The sequence below is a fragment of the Hyalangium gracile genome, from assembly GCF_020103725.1.
GTDB lineage: Bacteria > Myxococcota > Myxococcia > Myxococcales > Myxococcaceae > Hyalangium > Hyalangium gracile.
Genome location: NZ_JAHXBG010000009.1, coordinates 257,666 through 283,054, shown reverse-complemented (window position 1 = coordinate 283,054; position 25,389 = coordinate 257,666). Strand labels below are relative to the sequence as shown.

Genomic DNA, 25,389 nt, shown 5'->3' with positions numbered 1-25,389 from the left:
ACCTTCCCCCGAGAAGGAACTCGCAACCCCATTGGCTCGTTCCGCAGAGGCACGTCCGCGCGCGCCTGAATCGGTCCCCCCCAGGGGGACCCTCGCTGAGCCTGCTCCTGGGCCCGCGGTGGGGATCAAGCTCAACGGCGATCTCTCCGAGGCGATCTACCGTCGTTGGCCTCTCGTCATCGAGGTCAGCGTCTACCACCCGGATGTATCCGGGGCCGAGCCTGTCCCACCGATTACCATTGCCGCGAAGTCGGGCGAGTGGCACCAGTTCATCAAACTGGAGGTGCTCCGACGCATTCGTGGCCAGGCGGATGTGCGCCAGGACTGGCCGCTCAAAATCGCGGGCAGTCCCTCATCAGGCTCCCTCGTGCTCGACGAGAAGAACCCTGCTGGGCGCTTGACACTTCTCATGGCCGTGGAGGACGTGGAGCCTATCCCAGTGGGTGAGTACGTCTTGACTGCGTGGCTGGATACTCGTAGCGGTGCAACCGACGCGACGTGGCATGGGACGGTTCGTCGGACGGAGGGTGCCCTTCTTCAGGAAGAGCCTACGCCGCTCTCCGAACAAGAAGCTTGTCGGAAAGCTCGGGTGCAGGTCAGCTACTACCGGGCGCTCGGGCAGCGCGACCAGTCCGCTGCGGCGCTTGATGCCTTTCTCGATCAATACCCGGCCTCTGTGGAGTCCATGTGCTGGGGCCTTCGCGGAGAGCTGTTCGAGGAGGCCGGCAACATCGACGAGGCCATTCGCTTCTATCGCCGCTCCAATGCAGCGGGAGCCCAGCAGTCCGAACCTACCTCGGACCCCCATGCCTACTGTGATCTGCCGGCGCCACCCTACTACCAGGATCGCTGCATCGACCTCATGGAGAGTCGCGCACCTCCCGAGGAACCACTCCGAGACCTCTGCTTGTGAGCCGAAGCACCTCCTCGCCCCAGCCCGGCTGCCTGCCCGACGGCCAGACGACATGCAACCCCCGGAAAATCGGCCTGGGCCCGCACCTTTAGTCATGCCCGGGCATCCATCAAATGTGGGAAGCTCTGGACATGCTCCCCCGACCGGTGGGCGACGGCGCCCTTTCTCACCGGCCAAGGAATCATGGGCGCGCAGCCGGGGTCGGTCTTACCTTTCGAGACAGAAGGGTAGGCTGGAGCAGGTAGCGGGACGCGGAACCTTTCACCGGGGTTGCACGTCGTAGCATTCAGGCGTAGACCGCAAGCCCGGGGGGTGGTGAGGAGTGAATATGGTCGGCCTCGTTGTCGCATCTCACGGGCGTCTGGCAGAAGAGCTGGTTGCCACCGCCGAGCAGATTGTGGGCAAGCTGCCCGCTGTGGCCACGTGCAACATCGAGCCAGGCACGTCCGTCGAGGACTTGCGGGCGAAGATGAAGCAGGCGGTGGCCAAGGTGGATGACGGGGAAGGTGTCATCGTCATGGCCGACCTGTTCGGAGGTACACCCTGCAAGGAGTCCCTGATGATGTGTCAGCGGGGCAACCTTGAAGTTCTTGCCGGCGTCAACCTTCCGATGATCCTCAAGGCCAACTCGCTGCGCGGCGAGCACCTGCCGCTCCCGGAGATGGCCTCCCTGCTGGCCGCCTATGGCCAGCGCAACATCACCTGCGCGTCCGCCCTTCTTCGCGAGGCTCAGCAGTCGCCGCGAACTTGACGCCTGAGCGCCTGTAGGCGATTCGAGACAGCCGTGATCACCCTGGTCCGGGTCGACAACCGCCTCATCCACGGACAGGTCGTCGAGGCCTGGCTGCCGCACCTCAAGGTGCAGCGCGTCGTCGTCGCCGATGACGAAGCCGCCTCCAGTCCGCTCATCCGCGCCGCCATGGCGTTGGCGGTGCAGTCCGCCATTGAAGTGCAGATCCTCCCCCTGGCGCAGGTGGACTTCGCCGCCGTGTCCAAGGACGGGGTGCGCACGCTGGTGCTGCTCCGGGATGTGGCGGCGGTGCCCTTCGCCTTCGCGCACGGCCTGCTGATGGACCACCTGAACCTGGGCAACGTGCACTTCGGCACCGGGCGTCGGCAGGTGTCTCCGTCCGTCTTCCTGGCGGAGGCGGAGGTGCAGGCGCTGCAGGGGCTGGCGGACAAGGGCGTCCGGGTGGAGGCGCGCGCCGTGCCCTCCGAGAAGTCGGTGGAGCTGGGAGAGCTGACCGAGCGTTGGACAAAGGGCGGGTGAACCCGTGAGCGTGGGCTGGACCCAGGTGCTGCTCGCGGGGCTCTGGGGCGGCGTGGTGGCGGTGGAGCGCAAGGCGTTCCTCCAGGCCATGCTCTCGCGGCCGCTGGTGTCCGCCACGGTGATGGGCGCGCTGCTGGGAGATGTCCACTCCGGCCTCTACGTGGGCATGCTGCTGGAGCTGTTCTACCTGGGCACCGCGAACCTGGGCGCCTCGCTGCCGGAGAATGACACCGTGTCGGCCACGGGCACGGCGGCGGCGGCGGCCACCATGGCGGCGGCCACGGGCTCGGGCTCCACGCAGGCGCTCTGGTCCATCGCCGTGCTGCTCTTCATCGCGCTGGGCCGGGGCGGGCGGTACCTGGATCGGCTCCTCGAGGGGTACATGGCGCGGCTGGCCCGCGTGGCGCTGGCCTCGGCCGAGGCGGGCAACCTCTCGCGCGCGGTGCGGCAGAACCTGTGGGGCATGTGGCCGCACTTCTGCCTCTACGGCCTGGTGACGGCCGCGTGCGCGCTGCTGGGCTACTTCCTCGGGCCGCTTTTGGAGCGGCTGCCGTTGGATCTGCTGCGCGGGCTGGCGTGGGCCTTCCCGGCCATGGCCTCGGTGGCGGCGGCGCTGGCGGCGCAGGGCAGCCATGCGCGGCGCGCGCCCCTGTACGCGGGGCTGGGGGCCACGGTGGTCACCCTGGCCGTCATCCTCTTCAGCCTCCAGGAGCGTCGGTGAGCACCGCCCCCGCTCCTACCCTGAGCCGAGCGGTGCTGCTGCGCGTCTTCCTGCGCTCGCTGGCGCTGCAGGCCTCGTGGAACCCCAAGGGGATGCAGAACCTGGGGCTGGTCTACAGCCTGTTCCCGGCGCTGGAGCAGCTCTACCCGGACAAGAAGGCGCAGGAGGCCGCGGTGCAGCGGCACCTGGTCTTCTTCAACAGCCACCCGTACGTGGCGGCGGCCATCGTCGGCGGGGTGCTCAACCACGAGCAGCGCATCGCTCGGGGCGAGGAGACGCCGGACAAGGTGGTGGCCTTCAAGGCCGCGCTGATGGGGCCGCTGGCGGCGCTGGGCGATGGGTTCTTCTGGCTGTCGCTCAAGCCGGCGGTGGGCGCGGTGTGCGCCGCGCTGGTGCCCGTGCTGCATGCCTGGGCGGCCCTGCTCTTCCTGTTCCTCTACAACCTGGTCCACCTCTCCCTGCGGGCCCGCTTCTACATGATGGGGCTGGCGCTGGGGGACAGGCTGGTGGAGGCGGTGGCGCGCGCCAACCTGCCCTCTCGGGGGGCGCGGCTGCGCTCGGTGGCGGCGGCGAGCGCCGGGGGCCTGGCCGCCTGGCTCGCGGTGGACCTGGGGAGGACTGCGGGTGGGGACCATGCGCCCTGGCTGGTGGCTGGCTGTCTGGTCCTGGGAGTGGTGTCCTATGTGCTCGTTCAACAGCGGGTGCCCAACTACGTCGTGCTGTACCTTGCCGCGGGGCTGGCGTGCGCGGCGGGAGCCTTTCTCTAGATGATGAAGAGGGGGAGTGGAGCCGCACATGGCTAACGTCGCTGAAGGCACGTACGAGATCATCAACGCCCTGGGCCTGCACGCCCGGGCGGCCGCGCAGCTCGTCAAGGTGGCCAACCGCTTCAAGTGCGACACGTCCATCGAGCACGAGGGGCAGAAGGCCAACGCCAAGTCCATCATGGGCGTGCTCATGCTGGCGGCGGGGCAGGGCTCGAAGGTGAAGCTCACCTGCAAGGGCGAGGACGCGGAGGCCTGCCTGGCGGAGATCGTCAAGCTCATCAATGACCGTTTCGGAGAGGGGCAGTAGGCCCGCGGAAGTGGACCCAGGACAGGTGAACGAGAGACCGTGAGCACGCCAGGCACACCCACCTTGAACTTGAAGGGCATCGGCGCCTCCCCGGGCGTCGGGGTGGGGCACGCCTTCATCCTGGACCGCAAGCGGGTGCGCACGCCCAAGCTGCGGCTGGCCGAGGCGGAGGTGGAGCCCGAGCGCATGCGCATGCGCACCGCGCTGGAGCTGTCGGACCGCCAGCTCGCCGAGCTCAAGGATCAGATCACCCGCACCGAGGGGCATGACCACGCGCTCATCCTCGAGGCGCACCGGCTGATGCTCCACGATCCGATGCTCGTGGACGAGGTGGACAAGCTCATCGTCGAGGACCGCATCAACGCCGAGTGGGCGGTGCGGCGGGTGGCGCGCAAGCTCAAGCACCTGTTCGACAACATCCCGGACGAGTACTTCCGCGAGCGCCGCTCGGACGTGGACTACGTGGCCGACCGCGTGGTGCGCAACCTCATGGGCCAGGTGGTGGACGAGGAGGTGGAGATCCCCGCCGAGGCCATCGTCGTGGCGCACGACTTGTCGCCCGCGGACGCGGCGATGATGGCGCGCAGCGGGCGGGTGGCGGGCTTCATCACCGACCTGGGCGGCCAGACGAGCCACACGGCCATCGTCGCCCGCGCCCGGGAGACGCCGGCGGTGGTGGGCGCGGGCAAGGCCAGCGAGCAGATCTCCCCGGGAGACCTGGTGGCGCTGGATGGCTCGAGCGGCGTCATCCTGGTGAACCCCACGCCGGACCAGCTGGCGCTGTTCCGCGAGGCGCAGCGCGTGCAGCAGGCCAGCGAGCAGCTCGCCCTGCGCACGAAGGATCTGCCGGCGACGAGCGCGGACGGCTACCGCATCCGGCTCAACGGGAACATGGAGTTCCTGGAGGAGATCCCCTCGCTGCTGGCGCACGGTGCGGAGGGCATTGGCCTGTACCGCACCGAGTTCATGTTCCTGGACCGCAAGAGCGTGCCCTCGGAGGAGGAGCACTACCGGGCGTACAAGCAGGTGCTGGCGGCGATGGGCGGCAGGCCCGTCACCATTCGCACGTTGGACCTGGGCGGGGACAAGGTCCCGAGCAAGACGAAGCACGAGAAGGAGCCCAACCCGGCGATGGGCCTGCGGGCCATCCGCTACTGCCTGGCGAACCGGGAGCTGTTCCGGGCGCAGCTGCGAGCGCTGCTGCGGGCCAGCGCGCACGGCAACCTGCGGCTGATGTTCCCGCTCATCTGCGGCATGAGCGAGCTGCGAGAGGCGCGGGCGGAGCTGGAGCATTGCCGCACGGAGCTGAGCCGGGCGGGAGTGCCGCTGGGCAAGCGCTTCCCGGTGGGCATCATGGTGGAGACGCCGAGCGCCGCGCTGATCGCGGACCGACTGGCCCAGGAGGCGGACTTCTTCTCCGTGGGCACGAACGATCTCATCCAGTACACGCTGGCGATCGACCGCCAGAACCGGGACGTGGCCTACCTCTACAAGCCACTGCACCTGTCGGTGCTGCGCTCGATCCAGAACATCGTGGCCGCGGCGAAGTCCGCCGGCATCCCCGTGTCCATGTGCGGAGAGATGGCGGGAGACCCCATCTACTCGCTGGTGTTGCTGGCGCTGGGGTTCGACGAGCTGTCGATGACGTCGGGGCAGATCCCGGTGGTGAAGAACATCCTGCGCAGCGCCAACCGCGCGGAGGCCATCGCGCTGCTGAACTCCGCCATGGAGCTGACCACGGCGGAGGAGATCGAGCGCTACATCCGCACGGAGATGGAGCGGCGCTTCATCTCCGCGGAGCCATAGGCCCTACGTGGTAGGGCCCCGGCCGGTGCCAGCAGCTCACTCCCCGATGGGCGCTGGGGGCGCTGGCTCCAACTCGGAAGCGTCGTTCGAGGGGACGATCAGCGGTGCGGAGGAGCCCGGACGCTCGATCACCTCGACAGCGATGCCGAAGGTGGAGGCGATGAGCTCGGGTTGGAGCACCTGCGCGGGAAGCCCGAGCGCCACCACCCGGCCGCTGTCGAGCACCGCCACGCGGTGGGCATGGCGCGCGGCGAGGTTCAGGTCATGGAGGATGGCGAGCACCGCGCCGCCCTGCCGGGCGAAGCGCACCGCCTGCGCCAGCACCAGGTTCTGATGCGCCAGGTCCAGGCTCGAGGTCGGCTCATCGAGCAGGAGGTAGCGATAGCCGCGCGCGGGAGGCTCCCAGAGCTGTGCCAGCACACGGGCGAGGTGGATCCGCTGACGCTCACCGCCCGAGAGGGTGGGGTAGGGGCGAGCGGCCAGGTGCCGGGTGCCCGTCGCCGCGAGGGCGGACAGCGCGATCCGGACGTCTTCCTTGTTCTCCCGTCCGCGCCCGTGCGGCGTCCTGCCGAGAAGAACGACCTCCAGCGCGGTGAAGCCGAAAACGAGGGAGGACTCCTGCGGGAGGACGCCGAGCTGGCGCGCGCGATCCCGAGGCTTCCATCGCGAGAGGGGAATCCCCTCCATCAGCACCTCGCCCATGCGGCAGGGGTGCTCTCCGGCCAGCGCTCCCAGGAGCGTGGACTTGCCGGCGCCATTCGGCCCGACGACGGCGAGGAACTCGCCGGGATGAACCTCGAGGGACACCTGACCGAGGATGCGGCGGCGCCCTCGCCAGACATCGATCTCCCGGGCGATCAGGCTCATCCCGCCGCCCCTCTGCCACGCGCCAGGAGCGCGATGAAGACGGGGGTCCCCAGGGCGGAGGTGAGCGCGCCGACCGGGAGCTCCGCGGGCGAGGCCGCCGTGCGTGCCAGCAGGTCCGCGCCCAGCAGGAGCGCGGCGCCGAGCAGCGCCGAGGCCCCGAGCAGCCATCGGTTGTCCGGTCCCAGGATGAGGCGCAGGAGCGAGGGCACGAGCAGGCCCACGAAGCTGATGATGCCCACGCAGGCCACGGCGGAGCCCACGCCCAGCGCCGCGGCCAGGATGAGTCGCCGCTTGAGCCGCTCCACGTTCACGCCGAGGTGCATGGCCTCTCGCTCCCCCAGCAGCAGGAGGTTGAGCGCCGAGCCCTCACGCAGCAGCAGCAAGAGCGCCAGCGCGAGGGGCACGACGGCGACGCGAACCGTCTGCCACGAGGCTCCGCCCAGGCTGCCCAGCGTCCAGAACGTGATGGTGCGAAGCTGCGCGTCCGTGGCGATGTGGGTGAGCAGGCTGATGCCAGCCGCCGCCCCCGCGTTGATGCCGATTCCCGCGAGCAAGACCCGCGTGGCCTCCGTCCGGCCCGAGGCCATCCCCAGCCGGTGGGCCAGCAGCGTGGCGCCCAGGGCACCCACGAAGGCTGCCGCAGGGACCGCCACCTGCCGGAGCGCTCCGAGATGGGTGGCCAGCGCCACATCGAAGACAATGGTGCACACCGCGCCCAGCGCCGCGCCGCTGGAGGTGCCCAGCAGCCCGGGCTCCACGATGGGATTGCGGAATAGCGCCTGGAGAGCCGCCCCGCTGGCCGCGAGGATGCCTCCCACCAGGATGGCGAGCACCAGGCGGGGAAGCCGGATGGAGAGGAGCACGGCCTCCTGCACAGGCTCGAGGCGGCGCCCCGACTCGCTCCCGAGCGCCTCCAGCAGCGCGCTTCCCAGCGCCTTGGGGGAGATGGCCACCGCTCCCACGGCCAGGGACGCGAGCGCCACGATCACCAGCGCTCCCACCAGACCCGCCCAGAGCCACGAGGCGCCGGGACGCAGACGCTCGGGCGGCAGGGGTGGCAGCGAGGCCGCCGCGGACGAGGAGCTCACGGCGTACCGCGCTCCGGCGGGTGGAACTGCTCCACGAGCTGCAGCACCGCTTCTCCCAGCCGAGCGCCAAAGCCCATGAGGTGCACATCCTCCAGCGGAGCCACGCGCCAGCCCTTCACCACGGACAGGCCCGGCAGGCGCGCCAGTCCCTCGGGTCCGCCGCTCGACGCCAGGAGGCTCTTCGGCACGAGGATGAAGTCGGGACGGGCCTGCACCACCGCCTCGGCGGTGAGCGGGCGGTAGCCCTCGTAGCCGGTGATGACATTCTCTCCCCCGGCGAGCCGGATGAGCGTGTCCGCCGTGGTGTTCTGCCCCGCGACCATGAGGGCGCCGGCTCCCCGCGCATGGACCGACAGGATGCGGGGGCGGATCTTTCCCTTCAGAGCCCCGACGCGTGTCGCGGCCCGAGCGAGCTCCTGATCCAGCGTCGCGAGGAGGGCTTTGCCCCGCTCCTCCCTCCCCACCAGACGGGACAGCTCGCGGATGCGCTGCCGCGTGGCCTCTACCGTCGGCTCATTGGGCAGGACGGCGACCTGGACTCCCACGCCGCGAAGCTGCTCGAGCACCCCGGGCGGGCCGGCCTCGGCCGTGACCAGCAGGAGCTGAACCCCGAGCGCCAGCAGCCCCTCGGTGGACAGGGCCCGCTGATAGCCCACCTTCTGGAGCCGCGAGGCCAAAGGCAGTGACACGCTGGAGTCATCCACGCCCACCACATGCTCGCCCACGCCCAGCGCGAGCACGGTGTCGGTGATGGCGGGTCCGACAGTGACGATCTTCCGAGGCGCCGGGTCGGCGGCCATCGCCGTGGTCGCCGCCACGAGCATCAGCGCGGACAGCACGCGCGCAGCGGGCAGGTGCCTCATGGAGACTCCTCGGGAAGGGGGAGCGCGCGCGTCAGTTGCTCGGTCAGCGCTCGCCAGGCAGGAGCCTCCGGCTGGCCCGGCTTCCGCTTGCCGAACAGCAGCGCGATGGTCTCCCCCGCCGAGTCGAACAGCTCCACGGACGTGACGACTCCATCGATGGTGGGCTTGCGGACGATCCAGGCTGTGGCGATGTGGTCGGCGCGGACGTGCAGGTTGAACCCGTGGTCCAGCACGTTCATCCACGGGCCTGTCGGGCGCACCTTCTGGACCGGACCGGTGTGGATCTGGATGGCGCCTCGGTTGCCCACGAAGACCATGATGGGCACCTGCGAGGCGGCCGCCTGCTCCAGCACCCAGGTCAGGGCGCCGGGCTCCACCGGCAGGGCGAGATCCGCGCCCACGAGTCGCAGCGCCTGCACCCGAGCCACCTCGAAGCGCTGGAGCATCCCGAAGAACTCGTGGGTGTCTCGGAGCGCGAGCCAGGCCCCTCGCAGTCCCTGCACATCCACGGTGATGTCCGGGCGAGGCGGTGCCGGCGGCTCGCGCCGGACCACGGGCAGCAGTGGCGACTGCTCGCCACTGGCGAACTCCGCCACCAGCCGCTCGAAGGCGGCGACGTGGCTGTCCTCCTCCAGGAACACCTTGTGGATGGCGGTGCCGGTGTCGTCGAAGAACTGGAGGCTCCGCTTGCCATTGCTGGCGCCGCCCTCCTGGGACGCGAAGGCGAAGCGCCAGTGCGAGAGGAACAGGCGCAGATCAATGTCCTCGCCCAGGAACAGCGCCCGGGAGCTGTGGAGTTCGAGCTGCTGGTAGACGCCGCGCTTCTCGTGGACGGCGGACTCGTTGCGGGTGAGCGCCATCACGGGGCCCAGCGACTCCAGCCGGGAGAGGATCTCTCCGACGCGGTTGTCGAGCCGGACGACATCGTCCCCCACGCCCGAGGCGAGCAGCTCGGCCTCACTGACGCCAAATTGCTCGGCGGCGTCACGGGCGCGCGCGCGGGGCTGGGCCTGGCGCAGGGCTCGCCAGCGCTCGCGGAGGGACAGGGACTCCGAGGAACTGTCGACGGAATGGAGCTGGGACATGGGACCTCCGTGATGGAGAGTGGTGATCAGAAGGCGGTGCGGCCAGGCCCGGAGTAGGCGTACTCGAGCGTGAAGCGGCCACCCTCGTAGGAGACGATGCGCACCTTGGCGTAGGCACCCTCCACGGTCTTCACCACGAAGACGGAGGCCTTTGGCGTGACGACGTGGGTGGCCATGTCGTAGTCGTACCAGTCATTCAGGACGGGGTTGCCGGACGCCTCGCTGGGCGTGGGTCCCGGCACCGTCAGCATCCGATCCTCGACGTAGGTGCCCTCGGGAGCCGTGGTGAGCTCCGCGAGAGAGGTGGCCGTGGACAGCAGCGCGCCCGCGTGGCCGGAGCCGCTCGTCCCGCTGTTGGTCTGGATCCACGTGCGGCGGAAGGAGATGTCCCAGTCCGAAGACGGCGTCGCCGTGGAGAGCGTGGCCACCGCGCCGCGCCCCAGTCGGACTCCCACGGTCTGCGACGACTGCGACGCGTCCACGGTGAGCCGCACCACGCCGGTATCGCGAGGCACGGAGGTCAGCCGCAGCGTGTACTGGCCCGAGGAGTACGAGGTGATGCGCATCCGGGCGTACTCACCGCGAGCGGTCCGCACCAGGAAGACGCGGGCCTTCGGCGTCACCACGTGCGTGTTGATGTCGTAGTCGTACCAGTCATTCAGGACGGCGTTGACGGAGGCCGTGCCACTGTTGGGAGGACCCGGCAGCGGCTGGTTCACGTCGTCCACGTAGCCAACGGTGGAGGCCTTCTGGACGGCGGCGAAGTCGGACTGCTCCGCGATGCGCGCCCCACCGACGCCGGGGCCGCTGCTGCCGCCGTTGGTACGGAACTGCGTGCGCCGCACCGCGACGTCCCAGTCCAGGGAGCTCTCGGGGTTGGCCACCTGCACCACGCCCTGATCCACCCGGAGGTAGACCCAGGCATTGGAGTCCGTGGCATTCACCTGCAGCTCGCCCGTGGTGGGAGGCTGCACGGGCGCCCAGCGGAGCTGGATCATGGCCGGCGTCCCGGCCGTGTCGTAGTAGGAGAGCAGCTGCACCTTGAAGAAGGCGCCCGCGTCCGTCCGCACGACGTAGAGCTGCTCCCTCGGAGCGAGCTTGTGGGTGGTGGGGTTGTAGCTGTACCAGCCATCCCCCACCTCGAAGGCGGTGTCCGGGTCGCTGTTCTCGTCAGCGCCATCCGCCGCGTCGGTGGAGTAGCCCGCCGAGGGCGCCTGGGTCACCTGGGCGAAGCTCGCGCCTGGGAGCAGGGCGGCCTCGACCGCTCCCGCGCCGTGAACGCCCCCACGCAGGCGGATGTGGAAGCGCTGGAACGCGAGGTCCCACTGTTTGTCCTCCGCCGCGCTCGCCTGGCGGCGCTGGTCCAGGTCCAGGCCGATCCACTCCGTCTGGCTGGTGGCGTTGACGGTGGTGGTGAAGCTGCCGTCGCCGTTGTCCACGTGGGCCACGTTGGGATCGGTGGGCACCTCCTCATCCGGGTTCTCGACGTCGGGGTTCTCTCCGGGGGCGGGCTGGAGATCCGGGCCGCATGCCGCCATCCACCCCGCGAGGAGCAGGGAGGATGAGGCGCGGAAGAGGAAGGAGGACGACAGGACACGCATGTGAGGCTCCTGTGAGCGGAGGAAGACTTCAGAGCTGGGCGGAGAGGCCGACCTGGAACGTGCGCGGAGGGATGGGCAGGTCATCCGGGTTGCCCGCCGCCGCCAGGTTCGCGCCCGCCACGAAGAGGCGGAGCCCGGCGGGCAGATCCTTGGTGAGCCGGGCATCCACCGTGACGTAGGGGTCGGAGTCGTAGCGATCCGCGACGCCATCGCCATCCACGTCCGGGTAGAAGGGACGCGAGCCCACCAGGGCGCCTCGAGCCCACGCCTCGAGCCCCCACGGGCGGAACCGCCACGACACCTGGCCCGTGAAGCGGTGGCGAGCCTGGCCCTCCAGGGGCTGGCCCGTGGTGCGATCCTTGCCGTCAGTGAGCGAGTAGCTCGCGTCCACCATGACGCCGGCGGGGAGCTTCTGGCGCAGGCCAATCTCACCGCCGCGGACGCTGGCCCGCTCGAGGTTCGTGTAGACGAAGTGCTGGCCCTCCGTGTCCTGCTGGAGGGAGACGGAGATCATGTCCCGCAGCGAGTGCTGGAAGCCGTTCAGCCACAGGATCGACCGGGAGAACGGTCGGAACTCCATGGACAGGTTCAGGCTGCGCGAGCGCTCCGGCTTCAGGTCCGAGTTGCCGCGCACCGTGTAGCCGACGCTCGGGTTCTCGAAGTCGAGCAGCAGCTCCTGGAAGCTGGGCGCCCTCAGCCCCCAGCCGTAGCTGGCCCGCAGCGTGAGGGTGGACAGGGGATCCATCCGTAGCGCGAGCCGCGGCGTGACGGCCGGGCCGAACTGCGAGTCCAGGTCCAGCCGCGCTCCCGGGACGACCACCAGGCGGGGGTTTGAGAGCGCCGTCCAGCTGTCCTGCGTGTAGATGGACACGCGGCCTCGCTCGCCGGAGCTTCCCTCCAGCCGGTCGGACTTGAGGTGCTCGCCGAGCAGCTCCACGCCTGCCATGAACGCGTGGCGCTCACCCAGGCGGGCATCGAGCTGTCCTCCCACCCGGGCGAGCTGGTCCCGGGTGTCCTCCACCGAGTCGAGCTCGGACGCCTGACGCTGGTCGAGCACATAGCGCCGCTGGAACCCCGTGTAGTACCCCTCCGTGCGCAGCGTCACCGACTCGCCGAGCTTCCACGTGGGGGCCAGCCTCACCGTGAGCGTGTCGTCCCGGCTGGCGCGATCGAAGGTGGCGCCGGTGGCGCCCAGGTCCACGCCGCGCTGCACGCGCCGCGCATAGGACATCGTGCTGGTCAGCTCGCGGGTCTCGCTCCCGCGTAGGTCTCCGCGCGCGGACACCTGGAAGCCCGCCAGGCTGCTGCCCGTGGTGCCGATGTCCGCGGGCGTTAAATCATACGCATCGCGCCGCTGGAGCCCGCCGCTCACCCGCAGGCCCCAGCTCTCGCCCTGGGCCTCGCCGGTGCCGTCCACATCCACCTGCCGCAGGCTTCCATACGAGAGGCGCAGGTTGGCCCCGAGCGGCTTGCGCGCGCGCCGGGTGATGAGGTTCACCACGCCAGCCACGGCGTCGCTCCCGTAGAGGACGGAGGAGGCGCCCTTGACGATCTCCACCTGCGCGATGTCCTCGAGCGAGAGCCGGGACAGATCGACCGCTCCGTTCACTCGCCCGGTGACGCGCTCGCCGTCCACCAGGACCAGCGCGTACTCGGGCCCGAGCCCCTGGAACTGGATGCTGGCGCCCGAGAACGTCGACTGGACTTGCAGGCCCGGATGAGCGGCGAGCAGCTCCGCCACGTCCTGGGCCCCGCTCGCCTGGATGTCGGCGCGGGTGATGACCTCGGTGGCGACTGGCACGTCCTCCAGTCGCTCGGGAGTGCGGGAACTCGTCACCACCGTCTGAAGGGGGACCTCGCCCGTCTGCGGAGGAGCCGCCTCGCCCGTTTGCACGGGAGCCTCGACGCGACCATCGCCAGGCGAAGCCTCCTGGCTCCACGCCACTCCAGGCGTGGACCAGGCCACGAACAGAAGACACCAGCGCCAGGACATCCCGCGTCCTCCGGCAGATGGCCGGGAAGCCCTCTCGTGGGAGGACCTGTTGGGCGCTGGGCTCTCGGGCCTCTGGCCTCAGGATTGTGTCAGCCGGGGAGCAGCCCCGGACAAGCTCCGCTCAAACCTCCCGCCGTGGCGGGTGCTCCACCTTCGCCCCTTGCACCTGAGCCGAAGGGGCCTCCAGCGGCACCAGTTGAATCCGGTGACACCGCCGGCACTTCAGCTCCACGCCTCCCGGGACCAGTCGCGCGAGCAGGCTGCCGCACATGCAGCGCACGTCACATTCCGCGGATTCAGGACTGCTCACGTCCCGCATGGAGGCTCCCCATTTTGGAGTGGGTCAATATGGTATTGATATTCATTATCAAAGTCAAGGTGCGCGCGTCGGGGTGGGCGAGCGTGCCAGGATCAGCTGGAGGGTAGGGCGTCAGTGGCTCAGGGAGCGCCGCAGGCCAGCCACTGGCCCAGCCTCACGCGCTCCTGCTGGGTGGGCTGGGCCCGGCTGGAGGGCGGCATGTCGCTGTTGGTGGCGTTGGGGCCGGAGGCGGTGTGCGCGTCGATGTGCGCGGAGTTGGTGCGCACCTCTTCCAGGGTGTCGAAGTTGATGTTCGCGGGAGCACCCTGGCGAGCCGCACCGGCGACGGACGCGCTGTGGCAGCTCATGCAGTACGTCTGCATGAACGCAGTCCCGAAGTTCTGGGCGGTAGGCGGGTTCGAAGTCGGACACGTGGCACCGGTGGGGGTGCCGCCATGCTCGTGCTCGTGCTCGTGCTCGTGCTCGTCCGTCGAGTCCCCGCCGCCACACCCTCCATCATCCGAGTGTCCGAGGCACAACACGGCGACGAGGGCGAACGAGGCGAGGCGCGGCAGGGTACGGAAGAGCATGGAGCAACCATCCCCCATCCCTTCATCCGGCGAGGGTGCGACGAAGTGTCGCAGGGTCGAGAGGCCGACTCGCCAGGTGTCAGCGCGAGAAGCCGGGAGGGAGCAGCTCGCAGGGGAGCTGTCCCTCGGAGGGCGGGGAGGCGAGCGCGGAGGGCTGCTCGAGGCAGGGCTTCAAGACGTCACCGTCGCCTGGCCCTGGGGCGGGCGTGGGAGGAGCGTCGTCCGAGCAGGAAGCCGCCACCAGCGGCACCAGGAGCAACAGCCACCGGGACTGCATGAGCGCGCGTCGCATCAGTACCTCACCCAGATCTCGTCGTTGGCCTTCAGCGAGCTGAGCACCGTGACGCCCGAGGTCGCCTTGACGAGCTCCTCGGTGGCCGGGTTGGCCGTATAGGCGGAGGTCCCCTTCCACACGATCTGCGCGTCCGAGAAGTAGGCCTTGAGATCGGAGATGTCGGCGGGCACGGTGAACTTGTTCCAACCCGGCGCTCTGGCCGGCACCACGACGAGCGCTGGCGCGGGCTCCGGCGCCGTCACCGTCGGCGTGCCGACCCAGTCCGTGGTGGTGATGGTCCCATCGCTCGACTTGCAGGTCTGCCGGGTCGGGAAGTACAGGGTCGTGAAGGGCTGGTTGGGAAGCTTCAGCCGGACCGAGAGCTTGTAGTAGTGCGTGTCGCTCGGCTGCAGCTCCTCGTCGGCCTTCTGCCAGAGGATGGCGGTGATGGTGCCCGCGCTGTTCTTCTCCACGGTCGCCTTGCCGAAGTCACTCGTCATGGGGCGCACCGACGTCACGCCAGCGGGGATCTCCACCCTCACGCTGTACGTGTCCGCGCCCTCGCACCCATGCCCCACGCCGAACACGATCTCCTGTGTGGCATTGGCGATGCCCGGGCCCGAGGAGGCCGAGGAAGCCGAAATATGCGCCAGGGCCAGGGACGGTGCGAGGAGGAAGCCTGCTCCCGCAAGCAGTGCGGCGATCGTCTTGTGCATGGTGACACCTCTCGTGGAATGGGGTGCGCATCTTGAGAGGGATTCTGACCGCGGCAATGAGACAAATCGTCGCACGCGAGCGTCTGGGCCGTGCGCTAGGCTGGGTTCACATGCACGACAGGATTCTGAGAGTGATTGCACGGTGGGCAACCATCGCGGGCAGTCTCGCGGTATTGGCCTGCGGAGGCTCGACGCCTGCCCCTCCGGCGAACGAGCCGGATGCGGGAACGCCGCCACCCGATGGCGGGACAGGCCCTCAGCAGCCGCCTCCGGTGTGCGCCGTGACGGCTCCCACGAGCTGTCCCGAGCCAGCGCCTCGCTATGCGGACGTGGCGCCCATCTTCCAGCAGCGGTGTGTCGTCTGTCACAACGGCAGCGGAGGCCCCTGGCCCCTGGACGACTACGGGCATGTCTCGGACTGGCAGGACTCGATCCGAGACTACGTGCGCGAGTGCATCATGCCGCCCAGCGACTCCGGGGTGACCATGACGGTCGAGGAGCGCGTGGCCATCCTCACCTGGCTCCGGTGCGGGCTGCCGCGGTAGCCCGCCCGGGCCGCGAGGCTCAGGGCGTCTCGGCGAACGGATCCGAGAAGCGCGGGTCGGTGAGGAACTCCGTGTCGGTGAGGGACTCCAGGAAGGCGAGCACGTCCTCCTTCTCCTGAGGCGTGAGGGTGAAGCCTCGGAGGAGCTCGCTCTGGTAGGGGCTGGCGCCGGAGCCCTGGGCCTGGGCCCGGCCTCCCGCCGCGTAGTGGTCCAGCACCTCGGAGAGCGTGGCGATGGAGCCGTCGTGCATGTACGGCGCCGTCACGGCGATGTTGCGCAGGGTGGGGGAGCGGTAGCGCCCCGTGTCCTCGGGCTTGTTGGTGAATTCGAACAGGCCCTGGTCCGTGGCGGGGTAACTCCCCTTGCCGTCCACGTTGTAGAGGTTGGTGTTGTGGAAGGTGATCTCGGGGAACACCGTGGTCTTCGTCTTCACCGAGTCGCTGAAGGCAAAGCCCTGGTGGCAGTGGAAGCACTCCAGGCGCTCCGAGAAGAAGAGCGTCATGCCCCGCTTGGCGGAGAGGGAGAGCGCGTCGAGCTCGTTCCGGTACGTGTACCGATCATAAGGAGAGCCGCCCGAGATGAGGGTGCGCTCGAAGGCCGAGATGGCCCGCACGATCGAGGCCATGGAGATGGGCTGCGTCTCCTCGGGAAAGGCGTCGGCGAAGAGCTGCGGGTAGCGGGCATCCTCGGAGAGCCGCTGGAAGAGCAGCTCCTCCTGGCCCGCGAGCCCCAGCTCCACGGGGTGCTCGCCGAACAGCGGCACCAGGGCCTGCGCCTCCAGGTCCGGCAGCACGGGGTTGGACCAGGTGAGGCTGGCGGCATAGGCCACGTTGGCCAGGGGCATGGAGTTGCGACGGTGGGACTCCCGCGTGGAGCCGAGCGCCGTCTTCCGCCCGTCCGTGAAGGCCTTCTTCTGGACGTGGCAGCTCGCGCAGGACTGGGTGCCGTTGCCCGACAGCCGCTTGTCGTAGAAGAGGAAGCGCCCCAATTCCACCTTGGCGGCGCTCATGGGGTTGTCGTCGGGGACGGCGGGCTCGGGGAAGCCCTGGGGCAATTGCCAGACATAGGGCTCGGGCTCGGGCTTCGGGTCGCCACCGCACGCCACGGTCAACCCCAGGAGCCAGCCCACGCATGCGGTCAGGGAGCCACGCATCGTGCCTACTCCTTGCGGAAGAAGACCTGGGCGCTCGGGTTGGCCTGGGCGCCGCCGAAGCCCAGCCCCAGCCGCTGGAAGATGGGCGCGCAGTCGTTGTCGGTGCTCTCGGACATGCAGCCCGGGGCCGTCTCGGCCTGGTTCGTATCCAGGTTCGTGCCCGCGAGCAGCGCGGCCACATCCAGCACCACGGCCTTCGACGCGGTGGGATCGAAGCCGGCGATCTCCACCTCGAAGCGGTTGGGGCGCCCGCAGGACGTCACCTGGTTGGGGCCCGACAGCTGGCACTCGGTGCTGCCCAGGTGGAGGCTGTGCCCGGCGGGCAGCCCCGTGGTGCGCCCGTCCATGCGGATGAAGATGTAGCCGCCGGCCCAGCCCCAGAAGAGGGTGCTGATGTTGAGGGGCGCGCGCGCGGTGGACGCGTCCTGGTGGTTCTTTTCGAAGGGGAGGCCCACGGTGAAGCGCAGGCCCGAGTAGTGGCCCGCGGGGACGGTGCCGACGACGCGGTTGTTCATCGCCGTCGTCCCGTTGCTGCACAGGCCCGTCTTGTTCTCGAAGTCGAGCAGCGCCAGCCCCTCCTGCTGCCAGGCGCCATCATCGGCGAGCTCCACCGGCACCTCGGTGACACCGTGGGAGAGCAGCCGCACGTTGTGGACGTAGAGGCGGAAGTCCTTGGGCTCGTAGGTGGTGCCCGTCGTCCCCAGGTTCGTATACGTCTGGCCGCAGGCGAACGGCTGGCTGCCCACCATGGGCTTGAAGGTGATGGCGACGTCCAGGGGCGGTTCAGGCGTGGGGGCTGGCTCCTCGTCTCCACAGGCGGTGGCGACGAGCGCGGTGAGGGCGAGTGGCAGGATGCTTCCGAGAGAGCGCTTCATGGGGACGGGCTCCGTGTGTCGATGCTGGAAGAGGATATGCGATTACCAGCAGGAGCCCGTCAGGCCCACGCGGCACGTTGCCGCAGGGGCGCTCAGCGTACGGAGGTCACCGCGGCCGCGCTGGCGACGTTGCGAAGCACCTGTGTCGCTGCGTCCGGGTCCAGCGGAGAGGTGCCATCCAGCCAGTGGTCGTAGGCCAGGGTGATTCGCTGCTCGGCCTCCAGCTCCTCGGCCGAGAGGGAGAGCCCGTCGAGCACCAGCTCCTGGTTGGCGATGCGGGAACTCTCCACCCGGAACGGGCGCGGAGCTCCTCCGTCGGCGGAGGGGATTTCCCCCTCCAGCAGGAACGTCCGGCCGACCATGACGCCATCGGTGGGCAGGCCCTCGGCGTCCGCATCCGCGGGCCCGAACACCAGGTGGAGCCGGCAGTAGCGGCCCGGAGGAGGACGCAGGGTGCCCAGCTCCAGCACCTCTCCATCCGGGCGCTCCAGGCTGCTCACGTGCGGAGTGCCCAGCCGCCGCGGGCTGGACTCGGAGTGCGCGTGCGCCGTGCCGATGGGCGAGAGCTCGCGCAGCCACCGCCACGCGCCGGAGTCCGCGCAGGGGAAGATCTCCACGCTGCTCAGGCTCACGTGGGCGCGGGTGAGGATGACGCGCTCGCCGCGATCGTTGGTGAAGCTCCGGGCGCTCTGCTCCATCTGGACCGCGCCCGCCCCATGGAGCGCCAGCTGGAGGTGAAGGCGGATGCCCTCCTCCCGCGAGCCGCATCCGGCCAGCAGCGGCAAGAGGAAGGTGGCGAGCAGGGACGGTGGCTTCATAGGTCGTACGCCACGGCGGCCTGGAAGATGGGCGTCTGCCGGGTCTGCCGCAGGAGGTTGAGGACGGGCACGCGCACGCCGAGCTGGACGACGGCGTCTGTGGTCGGGCTGAAGAGCACGTCCGGAGACAGGAAGCCGATGAAGCCGCTGCCTATCGGATCGTGCACGCCCCGGACGTTCCTGACGGCCTCGAGGCGGGTGTCCACCGCCAGGTGCAGGGCCCATCGGGTGCTCGGCTGGTACTGAGCGGCTACCGTCGTGCGCAGGGACGCGCCGGCGCGGAAGCCCTCACGTCCCCGGGTCGGGAAATAGCCCGTCGTGTTGGCGAGGAAGGACCACTCCCCACGGAACGCCGTGTAGGAGAGTCCAGCGAACGGATCCCACGAGCCGGTGCCCAGCTGGGCATCGAGTGACAGCGTCCTGCCCTCCGCGTCACGCAGGGTGGGGGAGGTGGGCAGCCGGGAGCCGACGAGCACCCCCAGCAGGTGGTCCGGCGAGAAGTCCCGGTCGCGGAAGACGTACACCTTGGCGCTGAGCTCCATGTCTCCAGGGCCCCAGGACTGCTCGCGCGTCAGGCTGACGTCCTTCACCCTTCGCGCCTGGAGCGGCAGCGTGGCGGAGATGAACAGCCAGGAGCGCGGCGCGTAGGCCGCGGACACGTCCATGCGCAGCTCGCGCAGGGAGACGGCGTCCACCGCCTGCTCGCCCTCGGTCTGCCCCCAGGCGCGCAGCGTGGTGGCCAGGCGCAGGCGCCCGGCGAAGGGCTGCTCCGTGCCCATGGAGGTGAGCGTCGGGTCTCCACACGCGCACGTGGCGCAGGCCCGGGCAATCCGGGGAGTAAGGAATAGCGCCCCCGCGAGGAGCAACGCACAGGACTTCCACATGGCGAGGCTCAATCTACAGACGCCGCCTCGCCGGGGCCCTGCGGTGAGTTGTCGCGGCGCGGCCGGGTGGGGGGCGCACGGCCGCGCTCGCGGGGGGCTCAGGCCGAGCGCAGCTGGAGCTGTCGGAGCACGGCCTCCGCGAAGGTGCGCGCGCCGACGTGGGCGCACACCTCGGAGAGCGTGCCCTGGTCCACCACCTGGCCCTGGTTCATCAGCAGGACCCGGTCGCACAGGTACTCGGCGTCGCTCAGCGAGCGGGTGGCCAGCAGCACGGCCTTGCCCGCGTCACGGGCGGCGCGGATGGCCATCAGCACGAAGTGTCCGCTCAGCATGTCCAGCGAGTGCGTGGGCTCGTCCAGGATGAGCGCCGGCGGATCGTGCAGCAGCGCGCGCGCCAGGTGGAAGCGCTGTCGCTGCTCGGCCGTCATCGTCGCGACGGGCTGATCCGCCAGCCGCTCCAGCTCGAACGCCGTGATGAGCGCCTCCACGCGGGATGCCAGCTCCTGGGCCTGGATGTGGTGCAGCTGCCCCCGCTGCTTGAGCAGCTCGCGCGGCGTGGGCTGCGGCGGCAGCGAGGCGTCTCCAGTGACATAGCCGACCCGGTTCTTGATGCGGAACGGATCCACCCCGGTGCTCAGCCCCGCCACCACGCTCTCTCCGGACGAGGGCACGACGATGCCCGCGAGCATGCGCAGCAGCGTCGTCTTTCCCGCTCCCTGTGGTCCGAGGATCCCCACCACCTCTCCCGGCGCGACGGTGAACGTCACGTTCCGGACCGAGGTGCTCCCCTGGCAGTTCTTCGACAACCCCCTGGCTTCAATCATGTCGATCTACCCCCATGCAGCAGAGACTCCACGGGCACACCTTCCCCGTGCCGGCCCCCCGCTGCTCGAGGACCGGAGAGACACGACTTGTACGGAGCGCCAGGGGCCGACTGGCGCGAGCGGGCGCTACTCGGCGCCTTCCGGCTCCCACCGCCGCGTGCTGCTGCGCAGCCGGTCGAGCTGCTCCCAGTGCCGCTCGATGGCCTGACGCCCCTGCTCGCTGATGGCCAGCTGCGTGTTGGGCGTCTTGCCCTTGAACTGCTTGGTCACCACCAGCAGCCCGGCCTCCTCCAGCTTGGACAGGTGGCTGGAGAGGTTGCCCTTGGACAGCCCGGTGAGCCGCTGCAGGTAGAGGAAGTCCGCGCTCTCGCACGAGGCGAGGGCGGTGAGGATGGACAGCCGCGCGGGCTCATGGACGAGCCGGTCCAGCGTGGCGAGCTCTTCGAAAGGCGCCTTCATCCCATCACCCCCGGCGTCGCATCCGGCTCGGAGTCCGGGATGGGCCTCAGGGTCTGGACCAGCATGCGGTGGTCCAGCAGACCGAGCACGACCAGGGCGGTGCCCCACGTGCTGAACAGCGTCACCTCGGGGCAGTTCGCGTCCGAGGTAAAGGGAAGCGTCTGGAGCAGCGCGCCCACCGGCGGGTAGCCCAGCGCGTGGGCGGTGGCGAACATCATCACCGCCACCCCGGTGACGCAGTAGTGGTGGGCCAGGTAGCTGCTGCGGATCCAGCACCACGTGAAGCTCAGCCCCAGCAGGCCCAGGAAGAACGAGGTGGGCGCGGGAGAGCTCGGGCCGCTGCGCTCGAGGATGCCCATCACCATGCCCATCAACGACACCGTCAGCATGGCGCGCAGCACCCGCCGGCGCGTCGTCCACGGCTGGCGGACCATGCCGTACGTCTGCCGGTAGTACAGGCCCAGCAGCGAGTAGAGGCCGAGCACCGGCAGCGCGGCCAGCAGCAGCACGGGCAGTCGCTCGGGGCGCAGCAGCGTCACCGCTCCGGGAGAGCCTCGCCACGCGGCCCAGGCCGCCAGGGCCAGCATCCCCAACCCGATGGGCAGCAGGCGCAGCCCCTGCAGGTATGGGAAGAACCTCGTCACGAACTGGATGCGGCGAAGCTCGGACATGATGGGCCTCCGCGCTCGAGATGCTGCGCTCCCCCTGCCACCAACGTCCTCAGGCTAACGACGTTGTTTTTCGGCGTCAACAACTGGTCTGCGCCGCAAACCAGCCTTGCGAGCAAGAGCGGCAAAAGCCGCCGTGCTCCATTGGGAGGGGCTTCTACGGGCCAGGAGGAGCGGGCTCCTCGGGCTCCTGCGCGCTCTCGGGGGAAATGCCCCGGCGCTTGCGGATGCGCTCGAGCAGGTGCTCCACCGGGCGCAGGCCCACGAGCACCAGCAGGGCGAAGGCCACGGTGACGGCGGCGCCGAGGAAGAAGCCGAAGCCAGCCGCCAGGCCCACGGAGGCGGTGAGCCAGAGGTTGGCGGCGGTGGTGAGCCCGCGGATGGAGGTTCCGTGGCGGAGGATGGCGCCGCCGCCCAGGAAGCCGATGCCCACCACCACCTGGCTGGCGATGCGGGTGACGTCGGCCCGGAGGCCCTCGGGCTCGGGGCCGGCCACGGTGTCCCCGGCGGCGATGCTCACCAGGGTGAAGAGGCAGGCCCCCAGGCACACGATGAGGTGCGTGCGCAGCCCCGCGGACTGGCCGCGCAGCTCCCGCTCCAGCCCGAGCAGTCCGCCCAGCAGCAGCGCCAGCGCCAGGCGCAGGACGATGGTGCGCTCGTCCACGGAGGGCTACTCCCCCAGCTCGATCTTCTCGTCGATGTCCTGCTCGGTGAGCTTGGGGTTGGGCAGCGTGTCGAGCGTGGCCTTGAGCAGCTTGTAGGTGGGGACGACGTAGGGCTCCACCTCGGGCCCGAACTGCTGGACGTACTGCGCGGCGCGCTCGCGGTACTTCTCGTCCTGCGAGCCCCAGCTCCCGGTGGCCTCGGCCGTCCACACGTCCTGGCCGTCCTCGCAGCGCATCAGCCGGGCGCGCACCGCCTCGTCCGCGCCGTCCTGGGTGCGCTTCACCTCGGGCACCAGCAGGAGCACGCCCTCGATGCCCTCGACGCACAGCGCCTTGAGCGAGGCGTCGGTGGCGGGCTCGGCCAGGGTGGTGTTGGACTTCACCAGGAAGTCGCGGTTCTGGTTGATGTACTGGCGGGCGATGAGGCTCCACAGCTCGCCCAGGGCCTGCTTGCCGTCGGGCAGCGGCTGCGTCACCACGGCCAGCCGCTTCACCTTGTGCTGATCCACCTGCTCGTAGTCGGGGCGGGTGAAGCTGTCCTTCACCGTGGCGCAGGCCGCCAGCCCCGCCAGGCCCACCGCGAGCGCGAGTCGCTTCGTCATCATCGTCTCCCTCTCCCGGCCCCTCGCGCGGAGGGGCCTCCGTTCATGCCGGGGCTCGAGGCCCCGGAACGCTGCTGCGGGCTAGGCGGCCCGGGTCTCGGCGCTCGGGCCCCCGGGGGTCCCGGTGTCCGAGGGGGGCTGCTGACCGGCCTTGCGCACGCGCCGGTCGTGCATCAGCTGCATCACCGCGGCGAGCACCGTGAAGGACACCACCAGCGTGGTGATGAGGCCGATGCAGGCCACCAGTCCCATGGAGCGCAGGCCGTTGTGGCTGGCCGCCAGTAGCGCGGCGAAGCCGGACACCGCCGTCAGCGTGGAGGAGGCCACCGCGGCGCCCACGCTGCGCAGCGCCACCACGGGCGAGGTGCCCTCCAGGAAGCGGTGGAGCAGGTAGAGGCCGTGGCTCACTCCGAAGCCCAGGAGGATGGGCAGGATGATGATGTTCATGAAGTTCAGGCGCAGATCGAAGATGGCCATGAACCCCAGCATCATCGCCAGGCCCACGGTGAGCGGAATGACGGAGGCGAGCGCCAGCGGCACGCTGCGGAAGTCCGCGAAGTGCATGACGAGGATCCACAGCGCCACCAGGATGACGGTGAGCTGCCCATCCTTGAGGACGATGCGCGCCAGCCGCGCGTAGAGCTGCGCGGCGCCGGCGGAGCGGAACTCCTTGCCGGAGGCGGTCTTGATGACGCTCGTCTCGTCGGCGAACTGGAGCATCAGCTTGCCGTCCCACAGGTCCACGCTCGGGTAGATGAACGTGAGGAAGCCGTGGTTCTCCGGCTTCGTGGTGGGCAGGTGGCGGAACTGGGTGGCGTAGATCTCCGGCACGCCCTTCACGTCGAAGGGCCGCGCCTCCAGCATCTTCTTGAAGACGGCGGCCTTCTCCTGCATCTCGGGCGGCAGGGCGGCCACGTCGATGTCCTTCAGCTCCTCCTGCCACTCCTGGAGGATCTTCGCGTTGGCCTGGGCCACCTCGGGCGGAGGCACGAAGGTGTAGATGCTGACCACCTGGTCGATGGACTTGTACTTCTCCTTGTTCAGCGTCAGCTCGTCGTAGACCTCCTTCGCCTCCTCGAGCGTCTTGGTGTAGACGGCGATGGGGTCGCTGGAGATCTGGAACCGGCGGGCGATCTCGTCCTGGAGCTGGACGGAGGGCTGGTTGGCCGGCATCAGCGCGCGGGTGTTGTAGTTGAAGCGCACGCCGTGGGTGATGCGCTCGAGCAGGGGCAGCTCCTTGCTGGCGGACACCTCCTGGCTGCTCCAGGGGATGGCGCACGCGCACACCAGCACGACGATGGTGGAGCTGACGCCCAGCAGCAGGCCGGGCCGGGGGAAGCGGATCTCCTTGCCCGAGGCGTTGTTGGTGGCCGGGGGCGTCATGGTGCCGATGAGCCGCGCGGGCAGCGCGGGGTTCATGCGGCCGATGAGCGCCAGCAGCGCCGGGCTCCACGAGAACAGGGTGAGGCCGAGGATGAGCGTGCCGCAGCCGGCCAGGAAGCCGAACTGGCTGAAGCCGCGGAACTCGCTGACCATGAGCACGAAGAACGAGCCGGCCGTCACCACCGCGGACACCATGGCCGGGCGGCCCGCGTTGATGATGGCGTCCCGGATGGCGATGTCGTACGGCTTGCCGGCGCCCAGCTCCAGCCTCGTGCGGAAGACGAAGTGGATGCCGAAGTCGATGCCGAACCCCATCAGGATTCCGCCCAGGATGCTGGTGATCATGTTGAGCTCACCCACGGTGGCGTAGGTGAAGCCCATGGTGATGATGGTGCCAATCACCATGCCGCTCACGACGATGACGGTGGGCGCCCACTTGCGGAAGAAGGCGATGGTGATGGCCAGGATGGCCAGGAAGGCGTAGATGGCCACCGGCTGGAGCGACTCCTCGATGGCGTACGAGTCGTCCACCGCCGTCTTGTACGAGCCGGTGTAGCCGTAGGCGACCGTCTTGTCGTCACCCATCAGCTCGTAGTCCTCCACCAGCTTCACGCCCTGGGGGTTCGTCTTGGAGTACTCGGCCAGCTCCTGGGTGAGCTTGGTGACGTAGGCCTTCGTCTTGCCGAGCTCGTTGGTGTCCCACATCGGCTTGATGAGCATCATCATCATCTTGCGATCGGGCGAGATGTAGTAGTCGTCGATGATGCTCTTCTTGCCGACGCTGGAGTACTTGTTGATCAGGTCCTGCAGGTCGAGCTTCACGGGCTCGGTCTTCTTCAGCTCGATGAAGAACGGGTTGTTGCGGCGCAGCTGGTCCTTCATGTAGCGGCTGATGCGCGACTTGCCCTCGGCCAGGTCCTCCGTCTTGATGAAGAGGGCCATGTTCTGCTGCACGAACTCGACGGGAATCTTGTAGGTGACGAAGCGGACGTTCTCCTTGTCCGCCTGGAGCCTCGCCGCCAGGTCGTCCGCGACGCGCTTGAGGGTGGCCTCGTCCGAGGAGCGCAGCGCGAGCATGAAGTAGCCGCTGCCACCGACCATGTCGATGATGCGCTTGACCTCCTTCACCTCGGGGAGATCCTGCGAGATGAGATCGAGCTGGTTGGAGTTGATGGTCAGCTTCGAGGTGCCCCAGGCGGAGACGCCGAGCAGCGCGAGGATGACGAGGAGGACCAGGCCCGGCCTGCGGACCATGAGTCCGGCGTAGGCGAGAGCGAAGCGGTGCGGCGGGTGGGACGAGGCGCTCATGTGCGCGCGACCCTACCGGCAAACGGCCTCGCCCGGAAGCAGCGCA

At 69.4% G+C, this 25,389-nt stretch carries 27 protein-coding genes; 8 read left to right on the top strand and 19 right to left on the bottom strand.

From position 1 onward, the window contains the following. Positions 1 to 118 precede the first annotated feature (118 nt). The 7 genes from KY572_RS20510 (at position 119) to ptsP (ending at position 5,784) form a co-directional block, all read left to right on the top strand. Complete coding sequence (locus tag KY572_RS20510) at positions 119 to 913, top strand: tetratricopeptide repeat protein (RefSeq protein WP_224244589.1); 795 nt, start codon at positions 119 to 121, stop codon at positions 911 to 913. A 328-nt stretch (positions 914 to 1,241) separates the two neighbouring features. Further along, a complete protein-coding gene (locus tag KY572_RS20505) occupies positions 1,242 to 1,664 on the top strand; it encodes a PTS sugar transporter subunit IIA (protein ID WP_224244588.1) in 423 nt (140 codons plus the stop codon). A gap of 33 nt (positions 1,665 to 1,697) precedes the next feature. Next, positions 1,698 to 2,183 carry a PTS sugar transporter subunit IIB gene (locus KY572_RS20500; protein WP_224244587.1) on the top strand — a complete coding sequence of 162 codons (486 nt, stop codon included), beginning with the start codon at positions 1,698 to 1,700 and terminating at the stop codon, positions 2,181 to 2,183. 4 nt (positions 2,184 to 2,187) lie between these two features. Beyond that, positions 2,188 to 2,904, top strand: a complete 717-nt coding sequence (locus KY572_RS20495) for a PTS sugar transporter subunit IIC (protein ID WP_224244586.1) — start codon at positions 2,188 to 2,190, stop codon at positions 2,902 to 2,904. Beyond that, positions 2,901 to 3,671 (top strand): PTS system mannose/fructose/sorbose family transporter subunit IID, encoded by a 771-nt coding sequence (locus KY572_RS20490; protein WP_224244585.1) that lies wholly within the window; start codon positions 2,901 to 2,903, stop codon positions 3,669 to 3,671. Before KY572_RS20495 ends, KY572_RS20490 begins: the two co-directional genes overlap by 4 nt. Positions 3,672 to 3,699: 28 nt before the next feature. After that, positions 3,700 to 3,978 (top strand): HPr family phosphocarrier protein, encoded by a 279-nt coding sequence (locus KY572_RS20485; RefSeq protein ID WP_224244584.1) that lies wholly within the window; start codon positions 3,700 to 3,702, stop codon positions 3,976 to 3,978. 39 nt (positions 3,979 to 4,017) lie between these two features. Next, complete coding sequence (ptsP, locus tag KY572_RS20480) at positions 4,018 to 5,784, top strand: phosphoenolpyruvate--protein phosphotransferase (protein ID WP_224244583.1); 1,767 nt, start codon at positions 4,018 to 4,020, stop codon at positions 5,782 to 5,784. Between the two features lie 36 nt (positions 5,785 to 5,820). Here ptsP and KY572_RS20475 read toward each other — a convergent pair whose 3' ends face one another. From KY572_RS20475 to KY572_RS20435, 9 genes are all read right to left on the bottom strand, one after another. Beyond that, the gene (locus KY572_RS20475; RefSeq protein WP_224244582.1) at positions 5,821 to 6,651 is read right to left on the bottom strand and encodes a heme ABC transporter ATP-binding protein; all 831 of its coding nucleotides are present in this window, start codon (positions 6,649 to 6,651) and stop codon (positions 5,821 to 5,823) included. After that, positions 6,648 to 7,688 carry a FecCD family ABC transporter permease gene (locus KY572_RS20470; RefSeq protein WP_224244703.1) on the bottom strand — a complete coding sequence of 347 codons (1,041 nt, stop codon included), beginning with the start codon at positions 7,686 to 7,688 and terminating at the stop codon, positions 6,648 to 6,650. The genes KY572_RS20475 and KY572_RS20470 overlap by 4 nt, the downstream gene beginning before the upstream one ends. A 47-nt stretch (positions 7,689 to 7,735) precedes the next feature. Continuing rightward, positions 7,736 to 8,602 (bottom strand): heme/hemin ABC transporter substrate-binding protein, encoded by an 867-nt coding sequence (locus KY572_RS20465; RefSeq protein ID WP_224244581.1) that lies wholly within the window; start codon positions 8,600 to 8,602, stop codon positions 7,736 to 7,738. Further along, on the bottom strand, positions 8,599 to 9,687 hold the full coding sequence (locus KY572_RS20460) for a hemin-degrading factor (RefSeq protein WP_224244580.1): 1,089 nt from the start codon (positions 9,685 to 9,687) through the stop codon (positions 8,599 to 8,601). Before KY572_RS20460 ends, KY572_RS20465 begins: the two co-directional genes overlap by 4 nt. Positions 9,688 to 9,713: 26 nt before the next feature. Beyond that, on the bottom strand, positions 9,714 to 11,288 hold the full coding sequence (locus KY572_RS20455; protein ID WP_224244579.1) for an HmuY family protein: 1,575 nt from the start codon (positions 11,286 to 11,288) through the stop codon (positions 9,714 to 9,716). A 28-nt stretch (positions 11,289 to 11,316) separates the two neighbouring features. Then, positions 11,317 to 13,281: a TonB-dependent receptor plug domain-containing protein gene (locus KY572_RS20450; RefSeq protein WP_224244578.1), complete on the bottom strand. Its 1,965-nt coding sequence runs from the start codon at positions 13,279 to 13,281 to the stop codon at positions 11,317 to 11,319. 438 nt (positions 13,282 to 13,719) lie between these two features. Then, positions 13,720 to 14,169 (bottom strand): c-type cytochrome, encoded by a 450-nt coding sequence (locus KY572_RS20445; RefSeq protein WP_224244577.1) that lies wholly within the window; start codon positions 14,167 to 14,169, stop codon positions 13,720 to 13,722. Between the two features lie 79 nt (positions 14,170 to 14,248). Beyond that, a complete protein-coding gene (locus KY572_RS20440) occupies positions 14,249 to 14,461 on the bottom strand; it encodes a hypothetical protein (protein WP_224244576.1) in 213 nt (70 codons plus the stop codon). Next, positions 14,461 to 15,159 carry a YcnI family copper-binding membrane protein gene (locus KY572_RS20435; protein WP_224244575.1) on the bottom strand — a complete coding sequence of 233 codons (699 nt, stop codon included), beginning with the start codon at positions 15,157 to 15,159 and terminating at the stop codon, positions 14,461 to 14,463. The genes KY572_RS20440 and KY572_RS20435 overlap by 1 nt, the downstream gene beginning before the upstream one ends. A gap of 281 nt (positions 15,160 to 15,440) precedes the next feature. Between KY572_RS20435 and KY572_RS20430 the strand changes: the two genes are divergently transcribed. After that, entirely contained in the window at positions 15,441 to 15,704 is a 264-nt protein-coding gene (locus KY572_RS20430) for a c-type cytochrome (RefSeq protein WP_224244574.1), read from the top strand. A 19-nt stretch (positions 15,705 to 15,723) separates the two neighbouring features. Here KY572_RS20430 and KY572_RS20425 read toward each other — a convergent pair whose 3' ends face one another. The 10 genes from KY572_RS20425 to KY572_RS20380 form a co-directional block, all read right to left on the bottom strand. Beyond that, positions 15,724 to 16,857 carry a methanobactin export MATE transporter MbnM gene (locus tag KY572_RS20425; protein WP_224244573.1) on the bottom strand — a complete coding sequence of 378 codons (1,134 nt, stop codon included), beginning with the start codon at positions 16,855 to 16,857 and terminating at the stop codon, positions 15,724 to 15,726. 5 nt (positions 16,858 to 16,862) lie between these two features. Next, positions 16,863 to 17,732 (bottom strand): MbnP family copper-binding protein, encoded by an 870-nt coding sequence (locus KY572_RS20420; RefSeq protein ID WP_224244572.1) that lies wholly within the window; start codon positions 17,730 to 17,732, stop codon positions 16,863 to 16,865. A 92-nt stretch (positions 17,733 to 17,824) separates the two neighbouring features. Continuing rightward, positions 17,825 to 18,550: a hypothetical protein gene (locus KY572_RS20415; protein WP_224244571.1), complete on the bottom strand. Its 726-nt coding sequence runs from the start codon at positions 18,548 to 18,550 to the stop codon at positions 17,825 to 17,827. Continuing rightward, positions 18,547 to 19,434, bottom strand: coding sequence for a transporter (locus KY572_RS20410; RefSeq protein WP_224244570.1), 888 nt, complete (start codon positions 19,432 to 19,434; stop codon positions 18,547 to 18,549). The genes KY572_RS20415 and KY572_RS20410 overlap by 4 nt, the downstream gene beginning before the upstream one ends. 98 nt (positions 19,435 to 19,532) lie before the next feature. Beyond that, positions 19,533 to 20,258 (bottom strand): ABC transporter ATP-binding protein, encoded by a 726-nt coding sequence (locus KY572_RS20405; RefSeq protein ID WP_224244569.1) that lies wholly within the window; start codon positions 20,256 to 20,258, stop codon positions 19,533 to 19,535. A 126-nt stretch (positions 20,259 to 20,384) separates the two neighbouring features. Continuing rightward, entirely contained in the window at positions 20,385 to 20,717 is a 333-nt protein-coding gene (locus KY572_RS20400; protein WP_224244568.1) for a transcriptional regulator, read from the bottom strand. Further along, a complete protein-coding gene (locus tag KY572_RS20395; protein ID WP_224244567.1) occupies positions 20,714 to 21,388 on the bottom strand; it encodes a hypothetical protein in 675 nt (224 codons plus the stop codon). The genes KY572_RS20400 and KY572_RS20395 overlap by 4 nt, the downstream gene beginning before the upstream one ends. A gap of 154 nt (positions 21,389 to 21,542) precedes the next feature. Beyond that, positions 21,543 to 22,049, bottom strand: coding sequence for an MgtC/SapB family protein (locus tag KY572_RS20390; RefSeq protein WP_224244566.1), 507 nt, complete (start codon positions 22,047 to 22,049; stop codon positions 21,543 to 21,545). Between the two features lie 6 nt (positions 22,050 to 22,055). Then, positions 22,056 to 22,655, bottom strand: coding sequence for an MXAN_6521/LA_1396 family lipoprotein (locus tag KY572_RS20385; protein ID WP_224244565.1), 600 nt, complete (start codon positions 22,653 to 22,655; stop codon positions 22,056 to 22,058). A 78-nt stretch (positions 22,656 to 22,733) separates the two neighbouring features. Beyond that, positions 22,734 to 25,343, bottom strand: a complete 2,610-nt coding sequence (locus tag KY572_RS20380; protein WP_224244564.1) for an efflux RND transporter permease subunit — start codon at positions 25,341 to 25,343, stop codon at positions 22,734 to 22,736. Between the last annotated feature and the right edge of the window lie 46 nt (positions 25,344 to 25,389).

Excerpts from the sequence above, each read along its gene's own strand:
- KY572_RS20380 (WP_224244564.1), bottom strand. The coding sequence starts at position 25,343 with ATGAGCGCCTCGTCCCACCCGCCGCACCGCTTCGCTCTCGCCTACGCC.
- KY572_RS20460 (WP_224244580.1), bottom strand. The coding sequence starts at position 9,687 with ATGTCCCAGCTCCATTCCGTCGACAGTTCCTCGGAGTCCCTGTCCCTC.
- KY572_RS20420 (WP_224244572.1), bottom strand. The coding sequence starts at position 17,732 with ATGAAGCGCTCTCTCGGAAGCATCCTGCCACTCGCCCTCACCGCGCTC.
- KY572_RS20440 (WP_224244576.1), bottom strand. The coding sequence starts at position 14,461 with ATGCGACGCGCGCTCATGCAGTCCCGGTGGCTGTTGCTCCTGGTGCCG.
- KY572_RS20485 (WP_224244584.1), top strand. The coding sequence starts at position 3,700 with ATGGCTAACGTCGCTGAAGGCACGTACGAGATCATCAACGCCCTGGGC.
- KY572_RS20435 (WP_224244575.1), bottom strand. The coding sequence starts at position 15,159 with ATGCACAAGACGATCGCCGCACTGCTTGCGGGAGCAGGCTTCCTCCTC.
- KY572_RS20445 (WP_224244577.1), bottom strand. The coding sequence starts at position 14,169 with ATGCTCTTCCGTACCCTGCCGCGCCTCGCCTCGTTCGCCCTCGTCGCC.
- KY572_RS20400 (WP_224244568.1), bottom strand. The coding sequence starts at position 20,717 with ATGAAGGCGCCTTTCGAAGAGCTCGCCACGCTGGACCGGCTCGTCCAT.
- KY572_RS20450 (WP_224244578.1), bottom strand. The coding sequence starts at position 13,281 with ATGTCCTGGCGCTGGTGTCTTCTGTTCGTGGCCTGGTCCACGCCTGGA.
- KY572_RS20395 (WP_224244567.1), bottom strand. The coding sequence starts at position 21,388 with ATGTCCGAGCTTCGCCGCATCCAGTTCGTGACGAGGTTCTTCCCATAC.
- KY572_RS20405 (WP_224244569.1), bottom strand. The coding sequence starts at position 20,258 with ATGATTGAAGCCAGGGGGTTGTCGAAGAACTGCCAGGGGAGCACCTCG.
- KY572_RS20455 (WP_224244579.1), bottom strand. The coding sequence starts at position 11,288 with ATGCGTGTCCTGTCGTCCTCCTTCCTCTTCCGCGCCTCATCCTCCCTG.
- KY572_RS20385 (WP_224244565.1), bottom strand. The coding sequence starts at position 22,655 with ATGATGACGAAGCGACTCGCGCTCGCGGTGGGCCTGGCGGGGCTGGCG.
- KY572_RS20465 (WP_224244581.1), bottom strand. The coding sequence starts at position 8,602 with ATGAGGCACCTGCCCGCTGCGCGCGTGCTGTCCGCGCTGATGCTCGTG.
- KY572_RS20475 (WP_224244582.1), bottom strand. The coding sequence starts at position 6,651 with ATGAGCCTGATCGCCCGGGAGATCGATGTCTGGCGAGGGCGCCGCCGC.
- KY572_RS20410 (WP_224244570.1), bottom strand. The coding sequence starts at position 19,434 with ATGTGGAAGTCCTGTGCGTTGCTCCTCGCGGGGGCGCTATTCCTTACT.
- KY572_RS20415 (WP_224244571.1), bottom strand. The coding sequence starts at position 18,550 with ATGAAGCCACCGTCCCTGCTCGCCACCTTCCTCTTGCCGCTGCTGGCC.
- KY572_RS20505 (WP_224244588.1), top strand. The coding sequence starts at position 1,242 with ATGGTCGGCCTCGTTGTCGCATCTCACGGGCGTCTGGCAGAAGAGCTG.
- KY572_RS20425 (WP_224244573.1), bottom strand. The coding sequence starts at position 16,857 with ATGCGTGGCTCCCTGACCGCATGCGTGGGCTGGCTCCTGGGGTTGACC.